We start from the raw sequence: 19,926 nt of genomic DNA on the forward strand, positions 1-19,926 counted from the left end.
TTTTTATGCCAGGCGCGGATAGCCGTCGGCGATGGCATCGCCGGTGAACTGGGCGATCCACCCCTCGGGGTTATCGAAGATACGGATAGCGGTAAAGTTCGGCTCAGATCCCATATCAAACCAGTGCGGCGTGCCGGCCGGAACCGAGATCAGATCGTTTTTCTCGCATAGCACCTGATAGACCTCATCCCCAATGTGCAGGCAGAACAGGCCCGCGCCCTCGACAAAAAAGCGCACTTCGTCTTCGCCGTGAGTGTGCTCACTGAGAAACTTTTCCCGCAGCGCCTGCTTGTTGGGGTTATCGGCGCGCAGGCTGATCACATCCCAGCTCTGATAACCTTTTTCGGCAACCAGCCGATCGATCGCGTGCTGATAGGCGTCGATTACCGCCTCTGGCGCAGGATCGGCACCGAGATCGCGGTCGGCCTGCCAGCGTTCAAAGCGTACGCCTTTGGCGTTCAGCTGCTGCTGGATCTCACCCGCGTCGGTGCTGTGCCACGTCGGCTGGCTGACTTCTTTATCAGAATAAATCGTTAACGCACTCATGAGGGGATCTGCTCCGGGTTGATGTCGTTAAAACTGTGCACCTGATGATGCTGGCTGGCGGCGTCATCATCGCCACGAATCAGCTGCACGGTGCGCAATCCTGCTTCTGCGGCAGCATCCAGCTCCTGATGAATATCCGACAGGAAAAGGATCGACACCGGCGACAGCGCCAGCTGCTCGGCAATGTTGCTATAGGCGCCTGCTTCACGCTTGGCACCTATGCGGGTATCAAAGTAGCCGCTGAACAGATGAGTAATATCACCTTCGTCGCTATAGCCAAATAACAGTTTCTGCGCAGCGACCGAGCCCGAGGAATAAACATAGAGATCAATCCCCTGCGCCTTCCATTTTTCCAGCGCGGGCAGCACGTCGGGGTAGAGATGGCCGGTAAAGTCGCCGTTGACGTAGCCGTCATGCCAGATAATTCCCTGTAACGCCTTCAGCGCCGTCGACTTACGATCTTCATCCATAAAGCGGAACAGCGTCTCAACGAGATCGGCGGTGGTGGCATCCGGTTGGACGATCTCATCCCGCAGATTATCGAGAATGGATTTCACCGGCTCGGCATACTGCTGGGCGGTGACGAATGCCTCCAGCCGCTCGCGAGCGTAGGGAAACAGCACGTTATGCACGAAGCGGATATCGCTGGTCGTGCCCTCAATATCGGTAACGATGGCGCGGATCATGATCTCTCCAGCAGTCTACGCTGCATTTCACACTCAAATAAAAACTCCAGCCCCTCAAGGTGGCGACGGGCCTCCGCTACGCTGCGTCCCCAGCAGGTGAGACCGTGACCACGCAGCAGGAAGCCGTAACTTAACGGCGTCTGGCGGGCGTATATCTCAATGCGCCGGGCGAGGGCGGGGATAGCCTGGTCGTTATCAAACAGGGGAATAGAGACCGTGTCGAGGTGGCTGGTCTGTCCGCTAAGGGATTTCTGCATCTCGTAGCCCGCAAGCTTGAGCGTCGCCAGTTTCTCAACGCGTGACAGTACCGTGGCGTTGACCGTATGCACATGCAGCACGGCGTTCGCCTCCGGGTAAAGGCGATAGATCAGCGTATGCAGACCGGTCTCGGCGGAGGGCTTCCGCCCTGACGGGGCGCGATCGGTGGCGATCTCCACCTGCAAAAAATCATCCACCGTCAAGCTGCCCTTGTCTTTACCGGATTCGCTCAGCCAGCACCAGTCGGCGTTTTCCCGCACCGACATGTTGCCGCCGGTGGCCGGTGCCCAGCCTTTAGCGCCTAGCCAATGGCAGGCTTCAACCAGCGCCGGGAGTTGCAGAGGGTGTGTCATAACGCTCCTGAATAGTGTGGGCAGAGGAATAACATTATTGTTTAGACGTCTAAGCGTCTTGATTGCCAAATACTAGCATCGTGTTATAGTGGCAGCAACATCAGTATTACACGCAGGCACCCATTGATGAGCAATAACACACTGATTCCTGAGAGTAAACTTCCTAATCTTGGCACTACCATATTTACCCAGATGAGCGCGCTGGCGCAGGCGCACCAGGCGATTAATCTGTCGCAGGGGTTTCCTGACTATGACGGCCCGCACTATTTGCAGGAGCGTCTGGCGTTTCACGTGGCTCAGGGGGCAAACCAGTATGCGCCGATGACCGGAGTGCAGGCGTTGCGGGAGGCTATTGCTGAGAAAACCGCCGCCCTGTATGGCTACCAGCCGGATGCGAACAGCGACATTACCGTGACCGCGGGGGCCACCGAGGCGCTCTTTGCCGCGATTACTGCCCTGGTGCGCAGCGGTGACGAGGTGATCTGCTTCGATCCAAGCTACGACAGCTACGCCCCGGCGGTTGAGCTGGCGGGGGGAGTAGTAAAACGCATTGCGCTGCAGCCGCCGCACTTTGGCGTTGACTGGCAGGCTTTTGCCGCGCTGCTGAGTGATAAGACCCGGCTGGTTATTCTTAATACGCCGCATAACCCGTCGGCCACGGTATGGCAGCGTGCGGATTTTGCCGCGCTGTGGCAGGCGATTGCGGATCGTGAAATCTACGTGCTGAGCGATGAGGTCTACGAGCACATCTGCTTTGCTTCCGAGGGGCATGCCAGCGTGCTCGCCCACCCCGAGCTGCGTCAGCGGGCGGTGGCCGTCTCATCCTTTGGTAAAACCTATCATATGACCGGCTGGAAGGTGGGCTACTGCGTTGCCCCGGCGGCTATCAGCGCCGAGCTGCGCAAGGTGCACCAGTATCTGACCTTTGCGGTCAACACCCCGGCGCAGCTGGCGCTGGCGGATATGCTGCGGGCGGAGCCTGAGCACTATCGTGAGCTGCCTGCTTTTTACCAGGCTAAACGCGATCTGCTGATTGATGCCCTGAGTCAGAGTCGCCTGAAGATCCTGCCCTGTGAAGGTACCTACTTCCTGTTGGCGGACTATAGCGCCATCTCCGATCTGGATGACGTCAGCTTCTGCCAGTGGCTAACCAAAGAGGTCGGTGTGGCGGCCATTCCGTTGTCGGTATTCTGTGCCGATGCCTTCCCGCACAAGCTTATTCGCCTCTGCTTTGCCAAGCAGGAGGCGACGCTGCGAGCCGCCGCAGAGCGTCTCTGCACGCTCTGACCATCAAGCCTGTATTAGCGATCCGCCAGCTTTATCATCTCAATTAAGCTGGCGAAGGCGCTGCCGTTTAGCGAGGCCCGGTTGTAGAGCATAAATATATCAAAGGTGGGCAGAGTGATATCGATGTCCACTATTTTTAAATTCATTATCTTTTTATAGTGATTAAAGGTAGACAGCGGCATCAGCCCAATAAGCTCAGACTGGCTGATAATATTAATGATGGAAATATATGAGTCGCTGCTGAACACGATATTGCGCTGTGGCAAAACGGTTTCAATCTCTTCCTGTAATGCCAGCGCCCCTTTTTCCGGCGTGCTGTAGAAGGTAAACCCCTCTGTTGACACATCGCTAAGAACAATTTTTCCATTCAGGCGCGGATGGTGTGCGCTGCAAACCAGTACCAACGGCTCGCATGACAGCTTTTCGCAGATCACGGCAGGGTTAACAATGGGAAAAAGCGAGAGGATGAGATCGGCTTTACGGTAGGCCAGCAGCTCTTCGGCCGACTGCGGGGTAATAAAAATATCATGGTGCTCAATCGCGTAGCTGGCCTGCTGGCGTAGCGCCTTGACCAGCGCCGTGCTGCCTTCACTCATCAGCAACTGCGGCGTGTAGAGAACAAAATTTTTACTCAGCTCGTTTCTGTTCATCATATTAATTGTCTGTTCGAGCTGGCTAAGATTCACCTCCAGATGCATATGCAGATTAATTGCCACGGTTGTGGGCGCAACCCCTTTTCCGCTGCGAATGAACAGCGGATCGTCAAGATGCGCGCGCAGCCGCTGGAGAGACTGGCTCACCGCAGAGGGGGTAATAAATAATGCTTTAGCCGCTTTACTGATGCTTTGATGCTGATAAATACACTCAAAAATAAGCAGCAGATTAAGATCGAATTTTTTTAAATCGTATAGGTTAGTCATTTTTTATCTCAATATATTGCTGCACATAATCAGGTGCTTAGGCTTGCAGAAAATATATCATAAACTGTCCGGCATTAAACGACGCTGCACACAGATTGCTTAAAACGGTCGAACCTATCGCAGTCATAGGCCACACCTTACAGCGTTACATTGCCCTTTGATCGGGGGAGTGATGTAATCCTCGACGCCATTACGGCTTTTACGTTGTTAGATATCGCTGATTGATTTGATAAAGCAAACGCATTAGCCGTTGCCATCAAAATTCGGTACCTTACATCTCATCGAAACCACGGAGGAAGTATAGATGTCCTTAATCAATACCAAGATCAAACCTTTCAAAAACCAGGCGTTCAAAAACGGTGAATTCATCGAAGTGACCGAGAAAGATACCGAAGGCCGCTGGAGCGTCTTCTTCTTCTATCCGGCTGACTTCACCTTCGTTTGCCCGACCGAGCTGGGCGACGTAGCCGATCACTACGATGAGTTGCAGAAACTGGGCGTGGACGTGTACTCCGTCTCCACCGACACCCATTTCACCCACAAAGCGTGGCATGGCAGCTCTGAAACCATCGCTAAAATCAAATATGCGATGATCGGTGACCCGACTGGCGCGCTGACCCGTAACTTCGAAAACATGCGTGAAGACGAAGGTCTGGCTGACCGTGCAACCTTCGTTGTTGACCCGCAGGGCATCATCCAGGCGATCGAAGTGACTGCAGAAGGCATTGGCCGTGACGCATCTGACCTGCTGCGCAAAATCAAAGCGGCTCAGTACGTTGCTGCTCACCCAGGCGAAGTGTGCCCGGCTAAATGGAAAGAGGGTGAAGCGACCCTGGCTCCATCCTTAGACCTTGTCGGTAAGATCTAAGTCTGACAAGCCCGGCGGCGCTGCGCTTGCACGGGCCTACCTATCACGGGTGCGCTATGCACCCGTTTTACCCTAACAACATGATTCAAGTTGCATCCAGGCAGCCCTAATGAGGCAGCTTGCATGATGATGTTTTTAACTCAGGAGTAACCCTAATGCTTGATACTACAATGAAAACCCAGCTTAAGGCTTATCTTGAGCGTCTGACCAAACCTGTTGAGCTGATTGCCACGCTGGATGACAGCGCTAAATCGGCAGAGATCAAGGAACTGCTGGCTGAAATCGCCGAGCTCTCTGACAAAGTCTCCTTTAAAGAAGACAATCAGCTGCCGGTGCGTAAACCGTCATTCCTGATTACTAACCCAGGCTCAAATCAGGGGCCGCGCTTTGCTGGTTCTCCGCTGGGCCACGAATTTACCTCCCTGGTTCTGGCGCTGCTGTGGACCGGTGGACACCCTTCTAAAGAAGCGAAAGAGATGCTTGAGCAGATTGCCGCGCTGGAAGGGGATTTTGAGTTCGAAACCTACTACTCGCTCTCGTGCCACAACTGCCCGGACATGGTCCAGGCGCTGAACCTGATGTCCGTGCTCAACCCACGCATCAAGCACACGGCGATTGACGGCGGTGTGTTCCAGAACGAAATCACCGATCGCAACGTCATGGGCGTACCGGCGGTGTTCCTGAACGGCGTTGAGTTTGGTTCAGGTCGTATGACCCTGACCGAAATCGTCTCTAAAGTAGATACCGGCGCTGAAAAACGTGCGGCGGAAGAGCTAAACAAACGTGACGCTTACGACGTGCTGATCGTCGGTTCCGGCCCTGCCGGTGCGGCAGCGGCGGTCTACTCGGCGCGTAAAGGTATTCGTACCGGCCTGATGGGCGAGCGTTTTGGCGGTCAGGTGCTCGACACAGTGGACATCGAAAACTACATCTCCGTGCCGAAAACCGAAGGCCAGAAGCTGGCTGGCGCGCTGAAAGCCCACGTTGATGATTATGATGTCGACGTTATTGACACCCAGAGCGCAACCCGCCTGACCCCGGCGGCAGAAGAGGGCGGCCTGCATCAGATTGAAACCGCCTCTGGCGCAGTGCTGAAGGCACGCAGCGTGATCATTGCTACCGGTGCCAAATGGCGCAACATGGGCGTACCGGGTGAAGAGCAGTACCGTACCCGCGGCGTAACCTACTGCCCGCACTGCGACGGCCCGCTGTTTAAAGGTAAGCGCGTAGCGGTCATCGGCGGCGGTAACTCCGGCGTTGAAGCGGCTATCGACCTGGCCGGTATCGTTGAACACGTAACGCTGCTTGAGTTTGCACCAGAGATGAAAGCCGACAAGGTTCTGCAGGATAAAGTGCGCAGCCTAAAAAACGTCGACATCATTCTGAACGCCCAGACCACCGAAGTGAAAGGCGACGGCACCAAACTGACCGGCCTTGAGTACCGTGCCCGCGTAAGCGGCGATGTGCATCACATTGAGTTAGCCGGTATCTTCGTCCAGATCGGTCTGCTGCCGAACACCAACTGGCTGGAAGGCGCGGTTGAGCGTAACCGTATGGGTGAGATCATCATCGATGCTAAGTGCGAAACCAGCGTGAAAGGCGTGTTTGCGGCGGGTGACTGCACCACCGTACCGTACAAACAGATCATCATCGCCACTGGCGAAGGTGCGAAAGCCTCTCTGAGCGCCTTCGACCACCTGATCCGTACCAGCGTCTAATAAGCAAGTAAGACACCTGCACTGTGAGCAGCGAGGCTACCTTCGGGTAGCCTCTTTTTTATCACGTCTTTTACCCGCTAAGATTACTCTCAAAACCGCTGTCGATTCGCCTGGCCGCGCAGATTGGCGTCTGGACTGACTAACCTTGATCCGTGCAAGCCCAATTTTCACTCTCCCGATCTCAGGGGAGTAGCGGAGGTCTGAATGAAAGCATTGACGTATCATGGTCCCCATAACGTTCGCGTCGAGAGCGTGCCGGATCCGATTATTGAACAGCAGGACGATATTATTCTGCGCATCACCGCGACCGCCATCTGCGGCTCCGACCTGCACCTCTACCACGGTAAAATCCCTAAAACAGAGCACGGGGATATTTTCGGCCATGAATTTATGGGCGAAGTAGTTGAAGTCGGGCGCGACGTAAAAAATATCCAGAAAGGCGAGCGGGTGGTGATCCCCTTCGTGATTGCCTGCGGCAGCTGTTTCTTCTGCCAGCAGCATCAATACTCCGCCTGCGAAACCACCAACGCTGGCAGAGGCGCATCGCTGAATAAAAAACAGATCCCACCGCCGGCAGCGCTGTTTGGTTATAGCCACCTCTACGGTGGCGTACCGGGTGGCCAGGCAGAGTATGTCCGCGTACCTAAGGGTGACGTTAACCCCTTCAAGGTGCCGCAGCTGCTCTCTGACGATAAGGCGTTGTTCCTCTCTGATATTTTGCCCACCGCCTGGCAGGCAGCAAAAAACGCCGAGGTGAAGAAAGGGTCGCGGATCGCCATCTATGGGGCCGGTCCGGTCGGCCTGCTGACCGCCGCCTGCGCCCGACTGCTGGGTGCTGAGCAGATCTTTATGGTTGACCACAACGACTATCGTCTGCGCTTCGCTGAAGAGCGTTACGGGGTAGTCCCGATTAACTTTGATAAGCATGACGATCCGGCTGAGATTATTATTGAAAACACTCCGGGCAATCGCGGCGTAGATGCCGTGATTGATGCCGTGGGCTTCGAGGCGAAAGGCAGTACCACCGAAACGGTGCTGACTAACCTTAAGCTAGAGGGCAGCAGCGGTAAGGTGCTGCGCCAGTCCATCGCCGCCGTACGTCGGGGCGGGATTGTCAGCGTGCCGGGGGTCTATGCGGGCTTTATCCACGGCTTCCTGTTCGGCGACGCCTTCGATAAAGGTATCTCGTTCCGCATGGGCCAGACCCACGTTCATGCCTGGCTGCCGGAGCTGCTGCCGCTGATCGAGCAGGGTCTGCTGAAGCCGGAAGAGATCGTTACCCACTATCTGCCACTTGAAGACGCGGCCCGTGGCTATGAGATGTTTGATAAGCGTCAGGATGACTGCCGCAAAATCATTCTGGTGCCCGGCGCGCAAAGTCCGGAAGCGGCGAGAGCCAGCGTAACGGCACTGAGCAACGGCAATATCAACCTTCCGCCAGCGTAACGCGTCCTCTACTCAGCCTACCCTCGGATAACATCCACAGGGTAGGCTTTTTCTCGTGAATACCCGACTTCATCCAGAACAAACTCTTTACCACAGTTGCCAGGGTGCGGCTGGGCAATAAACGAGGTGGGAGAGAGCGGCGCATTGATCGCGCTCGCCTTCAGGGTGATCTGCACTTCCGTCAGGTAAGCCGGGTTGCCGTTGCAGGTGAGCTTCATGGCTTTAACGCTATCGCTACCGTATGTCCGGGCAAAAGCGGCGTCAAAATCGCTGCGGCTGACGCGCTCCCCGTAGTTGGCCGCAATAAACTTACCGAGGGCGCTCTGCTTGATCTCGCTGGTCATGCGCACCATGACGCCAAAGTAGGCATCCGGATCGAAGCCGAAGCAGACCCCGTGCTTGGCATACTCGTAGCGTTCGAGGCAGGAGTTTGCACCCGCGCCCGGCATCACGCTGTTAAGCTTCGCTGCGCTCTCCAGCGAAAGGCCAGTTTCGGCGCTGGCGCACTTCTGCCCAACGCGGGCTTCCGGCATGTTGGGGATGGGCCGGGTGGCACAGCCGTAACGCATCCAGCGGCGATCGTCGACTCCGCGTGCGGCGATCGATTTTGGCAGGCCGGGCCACAGGCCGTGAACGGTCAGAAAATCGTCTTTGTTATCGCTCTCTTTTTGCAGGCGACACTCGTCCGGCTCGCGCTGGCGGCGATCGTGCTGGCTCTGGCAGAACCCGGTTTGCCACGAGAGCGCCAGCACATAGCGATCGAAATCACCGTACTGGGTGGCGCTCAGCGGTGCGGCAGGCGCGGCGGCGGTCCAGAGCATGGCCGCTGCGGCGACGAGCAGGGGTACGAACTCCTTTCTGAACATTTCAATTCCTGATGAATATATTTAAATAGTTCCAGAAAGTTATTAAAGCATAAAAAAAGCGCCGAACAGGCGCTTTTTCGTGTGGTGCTTAGCGGAGAGCTGTACCGGGAACCAGTATTTCCGTGGCCACAATCACCACGATTAAGCCCACCAGAACCGGCACCGAGGTACGTTTTACCACTTCGAAGGGAGATATTTTTGCCATTCCGGCCACGGCAACTACCACGCCGGAGACCGGAGATATGGTGCGTCCGAGGTTAGAGGCCTGCAGCATGGGAATCGACAGGTAGGCCGGGTTGATGCCCGCCTCGCTGGCCAGCTTAGGGATCATCTCCACAAAGGCGTAGAACGGCGCATTGCCCGAGCCGGTGGTCATCGCTGCCAGCATGGTCAGGGTCACCAGCACCAGCATCAGGATGATGCTGGCCGAGCCAAAGGAGGTGGCGATGGAGATCAGGCTCTGGATAAAGCCGATGGTGCTCAGCCCCTGGGCAAAGACCCCGGCGGCAACCAGCAGGATCACTACCCCGGCAAAGGCGTCTGCCATACCGCGATAGGCCACTTCCAGCCCGGAGAAGACCCGCTGGGTATTAAAGCCGCGCAGAAATTCCAGCACCGCCGACAGCAGCATGCAGATCACCAGAATGGTAATGATATGCAGCTCTGGCCCCCATTTACCGTCAAAAATCAGCACGCCGACGATGGGCGTAAAGGGCAGGATGGCGTAGAACGACGGTGCGCTGGTGGTGATATCGTTCACGTCCAGCATCTCCTGGGAGATATTCTCTTTTTTATCCAGCCAGCGCTGCCAGAAGAAGTGAGCGATCGCCATCGCGATAATCGCGGCGATAGAGATGGGCAGCGTGGTTTTAAAGGCGAAGTCGATCAGCGGCATCTCTGCGGCTTTGGCCGCCAGCACCACGTCCCCGGAGGTAGGCGAGAGGATAATGGCTGCCGGTGAGGCACAGATAGCTGCCGCCGCGCCGCGGCTGATGCCGACGTTGACCATGACCGGAAAGAGGGTCGCCATCAGCAGCACGCCCAGCCCGGTTGCCGAAGAGACCGCCAGCGACATCAGGCAGGCCACGAAGTTGGCCGCAATCATCAGGATATAGGGCGAGTTGATATAGCGCAGCGGTTTTGAGGCCAGCTTGACCACCATATCGTTTGCGCCGATATGGGTCATATAGGCGGCGAACCCGCACAGCATCATGATCATCATGCCAAGATCGCCGCCGCGGCTCATCAGCAGGATTTTGATATATTCGACAATATCGGTAGCGCTGTAGCCGGTGCTGGTGGCGCTTGACGGCAGAATTTTATGCCCCATCAGCGCGCTGGCAATCAGCAGTATCAGGCCGCCGACAAAGAGCACGCCCGTCGCCGAGTAGCCTTTGATGATATAGCGCGCAACGCCAACAATCACTACCACGCCCAGCAGGAGTTCAATAAACGTTAACATGGTTCCCTCGCATCATTAAGGCATGCAATGTGCCCAACAGGAGCGAGCCGGTAGCTGACTAAAATCAATAAATAGCGAAGTAGCGCGGATTATCTGGCGAATTAGTTACCAGGTAGACATTTTGTCGTCCCGGCGCTCTATTTTTTTATCCATCGCACTTCCGCGTTGAAAAAACAGCAAATATTGCAGCTGGATAAAAAAAGATAGCGACATTTATCACTTTTTAACGAATATCGACTGGACAAAAGTCATGACAATTGTTGTACTGATACCCGACACAGCATTTGTGTCGTTTTTCATGTAAAGGTAATTTTGATGTCTAAGATTAAAGGTAACGTTAAGTGGTTTAATGAGTCCAAAGGATTCGGTTTCATTACTCCGGAAGATGGCAGCAAAGACGTGTTCGTACACTTCTCTGCAATCCAGAGCAATGGTTTCAAAACTCTGGCTGAAGGTCAGCGCGTAGAGTTTGAAATCACTAACGGTGCCAAAGGCCCTTCTGCTGCTAACGTAATGCCTATCTAAGTTAGCGATAAGACAGAACTCTAAAACCCGCTGAAAAGCGGGTTTTTTTTCGCCTGAATTCAGTGGGTCGGATAGTTTCGTAGGTCGGGTAAGCGCAGCGCCACCCGACGTATTTGCCATCACTGCGCGTGGGCGGCTGAGACCAGCCAGAAGGCCAGCGCCGTCATAGCAAACGAGCCCAGCAGGTTCACCGCAACGTTCAGCAACGCCCAGCCCGCACGGCCATCCTGCAACAGAAATACCACCTCAGCGGAAAAGGTTGAGAAGGTGGTCAGGCCGCCGCAAAAGCCCGTAGTGATGAGCAGCTTCCACAGCGGATCGATATGCGTCATTCGGTTAAACCACGCCAGCCCCATCCCAATAATAAACGCCCCGGCCAGGTTAGCCGTCAGCGTGCCGATAGGGATCGCATGATGTAACGGATTGAGCCTCATGCCGAGAAACCAGCGCAGCACGCTGCCAGTCCCGCCGCCGATAAAAACCGCAAAAAACAGTTGTATCACTGCCAATTCCTGCTATTTGATGTGTCAGGTCGTTAAGTTTAACGCAACGGACAGAGGGGCGAGAAGATGATTGTGGCAGCGGGACAGTTTGTAGTAACGCCGGAGTGGGAGAGCAATGCCCGAACCTGCGTTGCGCTGATGGCGCAGGCGGCAAAGCAGGAGGCCGCGCTGCTGGTGCTGCCTGAAGCGCTGCTGGCCCGCAGCGACAGCGATCCGAGCCTCTCGGTGACATCAGCCCAGCCGTTGGACGGGGGCTTCTTGACGCAGCTGCGGGCAGAAAGCCGGAAAAACGCAATGACCACGGTGCTGACTATCCATGTGCCGTCTACCGAGGGCAGGGCAGTAAATACCCTGGTCGTGCTGCGGGCAGGGCATATTATTGCCCGCTACGCCAAGCTGCATCTCTACGACGCCTTCAGCATCCTTGAGTCGAGCCGGGTGGATGCGGGCAGCGCTATCCCTCCGCTGATTGAGGTGGCGGGCATGAAGGTTGGACTGATGACCTGCTACGATCTGCGCTTTCCTGAGCTGGCGCTAAGCCTGGCCCTGCAGGGTGCCGATCTGCTGGTGCTGCCTGCTGCATGGGTGCGTGGGCCACTGAAGGAGCATCACTGGGCGACGCTGCTGGCGGCGCGGGCGCTGGACACCACCTGCTATCTGGTGGCCGCCGGCGAGTGCGGTAATAAAAACATTGGCCAGAGCCGCATTGTCGATCCCCAGGGCGTCACCGTCGCGGCGGCGGCCCAGGAGGCGCAGCTGATTTTCGCCGAGGTGAGCGCCACACGCGTGCAGGAGACGCGAGAAAAATTGCCGGTGCTGCGTAATCGCCGCTTTGTCCCCCCACAGTTATTGTGATGTTTTTTTAAACAACACTTGATTCACCTTGTTACAGATTGCTATTGTGTGCGCGCGCCGAATGTCCGTTAATAGAGTCAGGTTTCAACGGCGCATTTCGCAGCCTGTTTTCAGTAAAGAAGGTATTTATGGGTGAGATTAGTATTACTAAGCTGCTGGTAGTTGCCGCACTGGTTGTTTTGCTGTTTGGGACGAAGAAGTTGCGTACCCTCGGCGGTGACCTTGGCGCAGCCATTAAAGGCTTTAAGAAAGCGATGAATGACGATGACACCAGCGCGAAAAAGAGCGCCGACGGTGATATCGCGGCAGAGAAGCTCTCTCACAAAGAGTAAAGGCAATGCCGGATGGCTTGCGATAAAAAAAACCGGCGCACAGGCCGGTTTTTTTATCGCAATAGTGTAAGCAGTTATTGCTGAACTATTTTACTTCGATCCCTTTTGCCTGCAAATCAGCATGGTAAGAGGAGCGAACAAACGGGCCGCAGGCCGCATGGGTGAAGCCCATCGCCAGCGCTTCGGCTTTCATCTCATCAAACTCTTCCGGGCTGACGTAGCGCTGTACCGGCAGATGGTGACGGCTTGGCTGCAGATACTGGCCGAGGGTCAGCATGGTCACACCGTGGCGGCGCAGGTCGCGCATCACATCAACGATCTCTTCGTTGGTCTCGCCCAGGCCAACCATCAGGCCGGATTTGGTCGGGATATCCGGATGCGCCTCTTTAAAGCGCTCTAGCAGCTTCAGGGACCAGTTGTAGTCCGCCCCTGGACGTACCTTGCGGTAGATACGCGGCACGTTCTCCAGGTTGTGGTTGAAGACGTCCGGCGGCGTGGCGGAGAGAATATCCAGCGCACGATCCATACGGCCACGGAAGTCAGGAACCAGGGTCTCAATACGGATGCTTGGGTTTTTCTCGCGAATAGCGCTGATGCAGTCGGCAAAGTGCTGAGCGCCGCCGTCGCGCAGGTCGTCGCGGTCAACGGAGGTGATCACCACATAGCGCAGCGCCATGTCGGCAATCGTCTGCGCCAGCTTCAGCGGCTCATTGGCATCGGGCGCGACCGGACGACCGTGGGCAACGTCGCAGAAGGGGCAGCGGCGGGTACAGATGGCACCCAGGATCATGAAGGTCGCCGTACCGTGATTGAAACACTCCGCCAGGTTAGGGCAGGACGCCTCTTCACAGACAGAATGCAGGCCGTTTTTGCGCATGGCCGCTTTAATACCCTGGATGCGGGAGGAGTCTGCCGGCAGTTTGATCTTCATCCACTCCGGTTTTCTTAACAGGGCTTCACGCTCTGTTACCACGTTTTTAACCGGGATAAGGGCCATTTTATCGGCATCGCGGTATTTAACACCGCGTTCCATCACAATGGGTTTACTCATAGCGTGCGTGTTCCAGTTGCGAATAACGAAGGGAGTGTTTCAATTCAAGGGAATGTTGTACTTCTCAACTATTTTTGAATCAGCTGGGCGGCAGTATATCATCTCTGGAGGCGATAAAGCAGCCTGCCGGCCCGGCAAATTGTAAAATAGTTGTTGTTTTGTGCCCTATGTCCAGCCATCGTCGGACATCAGCCCAGGCGGCTATTCTTGCTCGAAGGCATTTCGAATCACATTAATAACGTTCTCCAGCACCGGATCGCGTAGGCTTAACTTGTTGTAATAGAGGGAAACCTCTACCGTGGCGTTGTGCAACGGCGGGAAATCGATTTCCGTCAAAGGCCAACAGGAGTTAAAGAAGCTGAACAGGCGTGACGGCATCAGGCCCAGCATGTCGCTGTGGCTAATGAGTGCCGCGATTGTAAACATATTGTAACTACTAAAGCTCACCGGCTGTTCCGGGAACAGCTCCCGTACCTTCTGACGCATGGTGCTCATGCTCTGTCCCTCCAGCATGAGCAGCGTATGTTCATACTGGCTCAACGTCTCTTCCGTCAGCGGCTGCTGGAGGCAGGGGTGGTCTTTGCGACAGATCAATATTAACCGGTCATGATATAAAACGTGGTGGTTAAGCGTCCGGGTGCCCGTAACATGCGTATCGATGATCAGATCCGTCTGGAACTGACCGAGCTGATTCTCCGCGTCCAGAATGGGGATATTACGGATCAGCAGGTGCGGATGCGCCGCTTTTATCGCCTTGTAGATGGGTGGGATCAGCAGAGTACCTAGCGACGGGGGCGTCCCGATAGTAATGGTCCGCTGTTTATCATAGCTACCGGTAAGATCCAGTGCGCCAAGGATCGACTCCAGTCCAAGGCTAACGTATTCATGCAAATGCGTAGCATACGCCGTAGGCGTGACCCCCTGACCTTTACGGATAAACAGCGGATCGGGAAAGATGGCGCGTAGTTTCTGGATCGACTGGCTGATCGCCGATGGCGTCAGGTTAAGTACCTTCGCCGCGTTGACGATGCCTTTATGAACATATACGGCTTCAAAGATCGTCAATAAATTGAGATCGATATTGCGCAGCGTCCGGAAGATTTGGGGTTTATCCTCTTCGCGACGCTCGGCTATTCGTTTATCCGACAGACCGTTATCATCCACGCTCAAACTCCATATTCATTCACATTATGAATGATAGTTGAAATTATATTCTTGTGTCATTAATGTACCCACATACTGCGTGGATACGCGCATTCCATTGTATTTCAACAATTTAATAATAAAGCAGGCTGTTTTGTCACCTGCCAAAAGGTCACCTAACGAAGCAGCATGTTCGGTGTAACCTAAATTACCCTTTAGTAACAGGGGCATGAAATGACAGGATCGGTGTTTTTATTGGGAGGGTCAATGAGATTTTAGACCGCCGATAAAAAATTATCAGCGGATATAGGATATATTATTCGCTAATATATTGATGTGGCGGATTATTTAGCAACGTGAGTAAGTTTGCGATAAGTCGTGGGGCAAGCGTGGCGGGCGTTGCCGCGTTAATCCATTCGCTGACCTGAGCCATCTCCATACCCGCATAGCCGCAGGGATTAATCCGACGGAACGGCGCAAGATCCATAGCGATGTTGAGCGCCAGCCCGTGAAAAGAGCAGCCCTTACGGATCCGCAGCCCCAGCGAGCAAATTTTCTTCTCACCAACGTACACCCCAGGCGCATCTGCACGCGGATGGGCATCAATATCCAGCTCGGCCAGCGTGTTCACCACGGTCTGCTCAAGCACGGTCACCAGCTCGCGCACGCCCAGCTTGCGGCGTTTAAGATCCAGCAGCACATACATCACCTGCTGGCCGGGGCCGTGATAGGTCACCTGACCACCGCGATCGCTCTGAATTACGGGTATATCACCAGGCATCAGCAGATGCTCCGCTTTACCGGCCTGCCCCTGGGTAAACACCGGCTCGTGCTCGACCAGCCACACCTCATCGGGGGTGTTAGCATCACGGTTATCGGTAAAGGTGTGCATCGCCTCGGAAACAGGCGCGTAAGGTTGCAAGCCCAGATGGCGGATAAGGATCGTATCCTGAAGCAAAACAGCATCTCCGAAGGAGAACAAAAGGTAGGGCGAGTATATCACAGGGAGGGTGTTCCCCGGCCAGCGCCGGGCAACATGTCAGCAGCCTGGCGCTGGACGATTACAGCACCATACGAACGATTTCGATATTGCCGAGCTCTTCGTACAGCGTTTCGACCTGCTCAATGTGCGTCGCGGTAATGGTGATAGAGACCGAGTGGTAGTTGCCTTTGCTGCTCGGTTTTACCTGCGGAGAGTAATCACCTGGCGCATGGCGCTGTACCACTTCCACCACCTGATCAACCAGCTCAGGTTTCGCCAGACCCATCACTTTGTAGGTAAAGGGGGTCGGGAATTCAAGCAGTTCGTTAAGTTTGGTTTTCATGTCAGCTCCGGCGTAATAAAAGAACAACTCCCGCCAGAGGGCGGGAGTATCAACTATGCATATTAATGAATGCATATTAAATGAATGCATAGTATATGGGGATGGAAATCACACTTTCAAGCGTCGATTTTTTAACCAAACCAGTGGTGGAACATCAGTTTGATGTAATCAATGATTTTGCCGAAGAAATTCCCCTCAGGGATCTCCTGCAGAACGACCAGCGGGCGCTGCTCAATGGTTTTGCCATCAAGCTGGAAGTTGATGGTGCCAACAACCTGATTTTTTGCCAGCGGCGCGTGCAGCTCACTGTTGCTCAGCACGTAGCTGGCCTTCAGATCCTTCATCCGACCGCGCGGAATGGTCAGGTAGACGTCTTTATCGACGCCCAGCGAGGCGCGATCGCTGTCGCCAAACCAGGCTGGCTCAGAGGCAAACTCTTTGCCTGCTTTGATCGGGTTAACGGTTTCAAAGAAACGGAAGCCCCAGGTCAGCAGCTTTTTACTTTCGGCTTCACGGCCTTTAAAGGTGCGGCCACCCATCACGGCAGAGATCAGGCGCATCTGACCTTCGGTTGCCGACGCCACCAGGTTGTACCCAGCCTTGTCCGTGTGACCGGTTTTGATTCCGTCAACGTTCAGGCTGTTATCCCACAGCAGGCCGTTGCGGTTGGTCTGGCGGATCCCGTTAAAGGTGAACTCTTTCTCTTTGTAGATGGTGTACTCGTTCGGCACATCGCGGATCAGCGCCTGGCCAATCAGCGCCATGTCGCGCGCGGAGCTGAACTGACCATCAGCGTCGAGACCGTGCACCGTCTGGAAGTGGGAGTTTTTCAGTCCCAGCGCGTTTACATAGCTGTTCATCAGGCCAACGAAGGCGTCCTGGCTACCGGCGACATAGTCAGCCATTGCCACACAGGCGTCGTTGCCGGACTGCAGATTGATACCACGGATCAGCTGGGAGACCGGCACCTGCATGCCAGGCTTCAGGAACATCAGCGATGAGCCTTTAAAGACCGGGTTGCCAGTGGCCCAGGCATCGTTGCCGATGGTGACCAGGTCCGTCTCTTTGAATTTACCCGCTTTCATCGCCTGGCCGATGACGTAGCTGGTCATCATTTTGGTCAGGCTGGCCGGATCGCGGCGCGCGTCGGCGTTCTGTTCCGCCAGCACTTTGCCAGAGTTGTAGTCGATCAGGATATACGACTCTGCGTCAATTTGCGGAACGCCCGGGATCATGGTTTTGATGTTCAGATCATCAGCATGGGCAGCGGAGAGCGTGGCGGCGGCCAGCGCGGTGGTGAGCGCCAGGCGCTTCACGAGACGAACGGAAAAAGTGGTCTTCATGGTCAGAACAACGACATCCGTGATGAAATTAAAAAAAGTGCCTTACTATAGCAAAAGCTATACCGGCAGGCATCTGACTTTCCGCATGACTTTGTGACTGAAACTGACACAAGTTGACAAAGTCAGATGCCCCATAAAGCGCTTACTGAGCGCTGGTAATAAATGATTGCAGCTGCGCTTCGCTCTGCAAACGCTGCTGGAGCGTGCTGGCGTCGGCTTTGCTGCTGAACGGGCCGAGCTGGATACGCCAGACCGCACCGTTCTGCGTCACGCGGCCCGGCACGTCAAACTGCTGGACCAGACGCTGCTGGTACTGCTCGGCGCGCGCCTTATCGCTTACGGCACCCACCTGCACAACGTAACCACCGGCGGTGGCCGCAGGCGCTGAGGCAGGGGCCGGGGCCGCTGCGGGCGCGCTACCCTGAACGGAGCCAGGGGCCGTCACCGGTGCCGCTGCCGCAGGTGCAGCAGCGACGGGGGCGGCCGCGGGGGCCGGAGCAGCAACGGTCGACTGCGGCTGTACGGGCGCAGCGGGTTCGTTGCCCTCCAGCACGCCGGACGCCAGCGTGGTCGGTGCGCCGAGGAAGCCGCTGCCGCCAACCGGTGCGCCAGCTGCGCCATCGCTTTGCAGCGTATCGTTACTGATAGGGCGGACATCTGCCGCAGGCTGGGCGGGTTGCGGCGCGGACGAGGCGCTGCCCATGCCGCCGCTCAGATCGGGACGATCGGGCAGGGCGTAAGTCTGCTGGGCGATAGTGGTACACACCGTGCCCGGACCTGAGAACGAACCGTCCTGCGAGACGATAATCGGATCGATCCGCACTTTAGTATTGTTGGAGTTGTTCAGCCGGTCGGCAGCGGCACGGGAGAGGGAGATCACCCGGTCATTGCCGTAGGGGCCGCGATCGTTAATGCGCACCACCACCATCCGGCCATTAGAGAGGTTGGTAATACGCGCGTAGCTGGGGATCGGCAAGGTCGGATGGGCCGCGGTCAGCTGCATCGGGTCGAAAGCTTCGCCGGAGGCGGTCAGATTGCTGCCTGGCTCCGCATCATAGATAGCGGCGAGACCGGCCTGGGTAAAGCGCGAGGTGTCCTGCACAATCTTGTAGGATTTTCCATCGCGCTCGTAGTCCTGATTCACCGAGGGGTTCAGCGGCTCGTAGCGTGGTTCGGCCCCGCCGATCTCCACCGTCGGGCCGTTACAGACCGCAGGCTGCGGCGCAGCGGCAGTGGGCTGCTGGCTCTCGTCGTTACTTGAACACGCTGTCAGTAATCCTGCTGCTACGCAAACTGCAAGGCAAAGCTTCCGCATTGCGAACCTCTTATACGCTTTTCGACAACATTTTTCTGTGGGTATGGATCGACATTACGATACCAAACCCGGCCATAAGCACAATCAGGGCTGAGCCCCCATAGCTTACCAACGGTAAGGGCACCCCTACCACCGGTAAAATACCGCTCACCATACCAATATTAACAAACACATAAACGAATAAAATCAGCATTAAGCCCCCGGCCATCACGCGGCCAAAGGTGGTCTGCGCATGAGCAGCGATCCACAGGCCGCGCATAATCAGCAGCAGGTAAAGCGCCAGCAGGATCAGGATCCCCACCAGACCCAGCTCCTCGCCCAGTACGGCGAAGATAAAGTCGGTATGGCGCTCGGGCAGAAACTCAAGCTGCGACTGGGTGCCGTGCAGCCAGCCTTTGCCGCGCAGGCCGCCGGAGCCAATAGCAATTTTAGACTGAATAATATGATAGCCTGCGCCCAGCGGATCGGTTTCTGGATCGAGCAGCATCATGACGCGCTGGCGCTGATAGTCGTGCATCAGGAAGAACCAGAGGATCGGGATAAACGCCGCCAGCAGCAGGGCGGCAATGCCAATCAGCCGCCAGCTCAGGCCCGACAGGAAGAGCACAAACAGGCCCGACAGTGCGATCAGAATTGAGGTTCCGAGGTCCGGCTGCGCGGCAACCAGCAGGGTAGGCATGAAGATCAGCACCAGCGCAATGCCGGTATTTTTCAGCGAGGGCGGGCAGACGTCGCGGTTAATAAAGCGTGCCACCATCAGCGGAACGGCGATTTTCGCAATCTCCGAGGGCTGGAAGCGCACAATGCCTAAATCGAGCCAGCGCTGCGCCCCTTTCGAGATGGCACCAAAGGCGTCAACCGCCACCAGCAGGATCACGCAAAAGATGTAGAGATAGGGGGCCCAGCCCTCATAGACGCGGGGCGGGATCTGCGCCATCACCACCATCACTACCAGGCCCATGGCGATCTGACCAATTTTGCGCTCGGTCATGCCGACATCCTGACCGCTGGCGCTCCAGATCACGATGGCGCTGTAGAACAGCAGCGCAAGAACGATCAGCAGCAGCGCCGGATCGATGTGGATTTTATCCCAGAACGATTTTTTGTTCGGATTATCCGTCATG

Annotated in this window: 21 protein-coding genes; 7 read left to right on the top strand and 14 right to left on the bottom strand. The window is 55.8% G+C overall.

The annotated features are described in order from the left end of the window. Nucleotides 1–3: 3 nt before the first annotated feature. From FN633_RS06925 to FN633_RS06935, 3 genes are read right to left on the bottom strand one after another with little or no spacing between them, the layout of a single operon-like run. Nucleotides 4–546: a 1,2-dihydroxy-3-keto-5-methylthiopentene dioxygenase gene (locus FN633_RS06925; RefSeq protein WP_154057212.1), complete on the bottom strand. Its 543-nt coding sequence runs from the start codon at nt 544–546 to the stop codon at nt 4–6. Further along, complete coding sequence (gene mtnC / locus FN633_RS06930; protein ID WP_154057213.1) at nt 543–1,232, bottom strand: acireductone synthase; 690 nt, start codon at nt 1,230–1,232, stop codon at nt 543–545. The genes FN633_RS06925 and mtnC overlap by 4 nt, the downstream gene beginning before the upstream one ends. After that, complete coding sequence (locus FN633_RS06935) at nt 1,229–1,843, bottom strand: methylthioribulose 1-phosphate dehydratase (RefSeq protein ID WP_154057214.1); 615 nt, start codon at nt 1,841–1,843, stop codon at nt 1,229–1,231. Before FN633_RS06935 ends, mtnC begins: the two co-directional genes overlap by 4 nt. A gap of 126 nt (nt 1,844–1,969) precedes the next feature. On the opposite strand from FN633_RS06935, the gene FN633_RS06940 reads away from it, so the two are divergent. Continuing rightward, on the top strand, nt 1,970–3,130 hold the full coding sequence (locus FN633_RS06940; protein ID WP_154057215.1) for a pyridoxal phosphate-dependent aminotransferase: 1,161 nt from the start codon (nt 1,970–1,972) through the stop codon (nt 3,128–3,130). Nucleotides 3,131–3,144: 14 nt separating this feature from the next. On the opposite strand, the gene citR is transcribed toward FN633_RS06940, so the two are convergent. Then, the gene (gene citR / locus FN633_RS06945) at nt 3,145–4,050 is read right to left on the bottom strand and encodes a DNA-binding transcriptional repressor CitR (protein ID WP_154057216.1); all 906 of its coding nucleotides are present in this window, start codon (nt 4,048–4,050) and stop codon (nt 3,145–3,147) included. A gap of 304 nt (nt 4,051–4,354) precedes the next feature. Between citR and ahpC the strand changes: the two genes are divergently transcribed. From ahpC to FN633_RS06960, 3 genes are all read left to right on the top strand, one after another. Beyond that, nucleotides 4,355–4,918 (top strand): alkyl hydroperoxide reductase subunit C, encoded by a 564-nt coding sequence (gene ahpC, locus FN633_RS06950; RefSeq protein WP_042392008.1) that lies wholly within the window; start codon nt 4,355–4,357, stop codon nt 4,916–4,918. A gap of 155 nt (nt 4,919–5,073) precedes the next feature. Further along, nucleotides 5,074–6,636: an alkyl hydroperoxide reductase subunit F gene (gene ahpF, locus FN633_RS06955; protein WP_154057217.1), complete on the top strand. Its 1,563-nt coding sequence runs from the start codon at nt 5,074–5,076 to the stop codon at nt 6,634–6,636. Nucleotides 6,637–6,840: 204 nt separating this feature from the next. Beyond that, complete coding sequence (locus FN633_RS06960; protein ID WP_154057218.1) at nt 6,841–8,082, top strand: zinc-dependent alcohol dehydrogenase; 1,242 nt, start codon at nt 6,841–6,843, stop codon at nt 8,080–8,082. A 17-nt stretch (nt 8,083–8,099) separates the two neighbouring features. Here FN633_RS06960 and rna read toward each other — a convergent pair whose 3' ends face one another. Both rna and dcuC read right to left on the bottom strand, forming a co-directional pair. Continuing rightward, on the bottom strand, nt 8,100–8,948 hold the full coding sequence (gene rna / locus FN633_RS06965) for a ribonuclease I (RefSeq protein WP_154057219.1): 849 nt from the start codon (nt 8,946–8,948) through the stop codon (nt 8,100–8,102). 88 nt (nt 8,949–9,036) lie between these two features. Beyond that, on the bottom strand, nt 9,037–10,410 hold the full coding sequence (gene dcuC, locus FN633_RS06970; RefSeq protein WP_154057220.1) for an anaerobic C4-dicarboxylate transporter DcuC: 1,374 nt from the start codon (nt 10,408–10,410) through the stop codon (nt 9,037–9,039). 315 nt (nt 10,411–10,725) lie between these two features. On the opposite strand from dcuC, the gene cspE reads away from it, so the two are divergent. Then, nucleotides 10,726–10,935, top strand: coding sequence for a transcription antiterminator/RNA stability regulator CspE (gene cspE / locus FN633_RS06975; protein ID WP_004100146.1), 210 nt, complete (start codon nt 10,726–10,728; stop codon nt 10,933–10,935). A gap of 119 nt (nt 10,936–11,054) precedes the next feature. Here the strand turns inward: cspE and crcB are convergent, their stop codons facing one another. Next, nucleotides 11,055–11,438, bottom strand: coding sequence for a fluoride efflux transporter CrcB (gene crcB, locus FN633_RS06980; protein WP_154057221.1), 384 nt, complete (start codon nt 11,436–11,438; stop codon nt 11,055–11,057). Between the two features lie 66 nt (nt 11,439–11,504). On the opposite strand from crcB, the gene FN633_RS06985 reads away from it, so the two are divergent. Both FN633_RS06985 and tatE read left to right on the top strand, forming a co-directional pair. Further along, a complete protein-coding gene (locus FN633_RS06985) occupies nt 11,505–12,293 on the top strand; it encodes a deaminated glutathione amidase (RefSeq protein ID WP_154057222.1) in 789 nt (262 codons plus the stop codon). A gap of 128 nt (nt 12,294–12,421) precedes the next feature. Then, the gene (gene tatE / locus FN633_RS06990; RefSeq protein WP_042392018.1) at nt 12,422–12,625 is read left to right on the top strand and encodes a twin-arginine translocase subunit TatE; all 204 of its coding nucleotides are present in this window, start codon (nt 12,422–12,424) and stop codon (nt 12,623–12,625) included. A gap of 85 nt (nt 12,626–12,710) precedes the next feature. On the opposite strand, the gene lipA is transcribed toward tatE, so the two are convergent. The 7 genes from lipA to mrdB form a co-directional block, all read right to left on the bottom strand. Next, entirely contained in the window at nt 12,711–13,676 is a 966-nt protein-coding gene (gene lipA / locus FN633_RS06995) for a lipoyl synthase (RefSeq protein ID WP_042392020.1), read from the bottom strand. Nucleotides 13,677–13,877: 201 nt separating this feature from the next. Further along, complete coding sequence (locus FN633_RS07000; protein WP_154057223.1) at nt 13,878–14,840, bottom strand: YbeF family transcriptional regulator; 963 nt, start codon at nt 14,838–14,840, stop codon at nt 13,878–13,880. A gap of 295 nt (nt 14,841–15,135) precedes the next feature. Further along, nucleotides 15,136–15,777 carry a lipoyl(octanoyl) transferase LipB gene (gene lipB / locus FN633_RS07005; protein ID WP_042392024.1) on the bottom strand — a complete coding sequence of 214 codons (642 nt, stop codon included), beginning with the start codon at nt 15,775–15,777 and terminating at the stop codon, nt 15,136–15,138. A gap of 103 nt (nt 15,778–15,880) precedes the next feature. Next, complete coding sequence (gene ybeD / locus FN633_RS07010) at nt 15,881–16,144, bottom strand: DUF493 family protein YbeD (protein ID WP_042392026.1); 264 nt, start codon at nt 16,142–16,144, stop codon at nt 15,881–15,883. A gap of 131 nt (nt 16,145–16,275) precedes the next feature. After that, nucleotides 16,276–17,487, bottom strand: coding sequence for a D-alanyl-D-alanine carboxypeptidase DacA (dacA, locus tag FN633_RS07015; RefSeq protein ID WP_154057224.1), 1,212 nt, complete (start codon nt 17,485–17,487; stop codon nt 16,276–16,278). 142 nt (nt 17,488–17,629) lie between these two features. Beyond that, nucleotides 17,630–18,802, bottom strand: coding sequence for an endolytic peptidoglycan transglycosylase RlpA (gene rlpA / locus FN633_RS07020; protein WP_154057225.1), 1,173 nt, complete (start codon nt 18,800–18,802; stop codon nt 17,630–17,632). Nucleotides 18,803–18,812: 10 nt separating this feature from the next. Continuing rightward, entirely contained in the window at nt 18,813–19,925 is a 1,113-nt protein-coding gene (gene mrdB, locus FN633_RS07025) for a peptidoglycan glycosyltransferase MrdB (RefSeq protein ID WP_154057226.1), read from the bottom strand. Nucleotide 19,926 lies beyond the last annotated feature (1 nt).

The organism is Pseudescherichia vulneris, assembly GCF_902164725.1.
Classification (GTDB): Bacteria; Pseudomonadota; Gammaproteobacteria; order Enterobacterales; family Enterobacteriaceae; genus Pseudescherichia; species Pseudescherichia vulneris.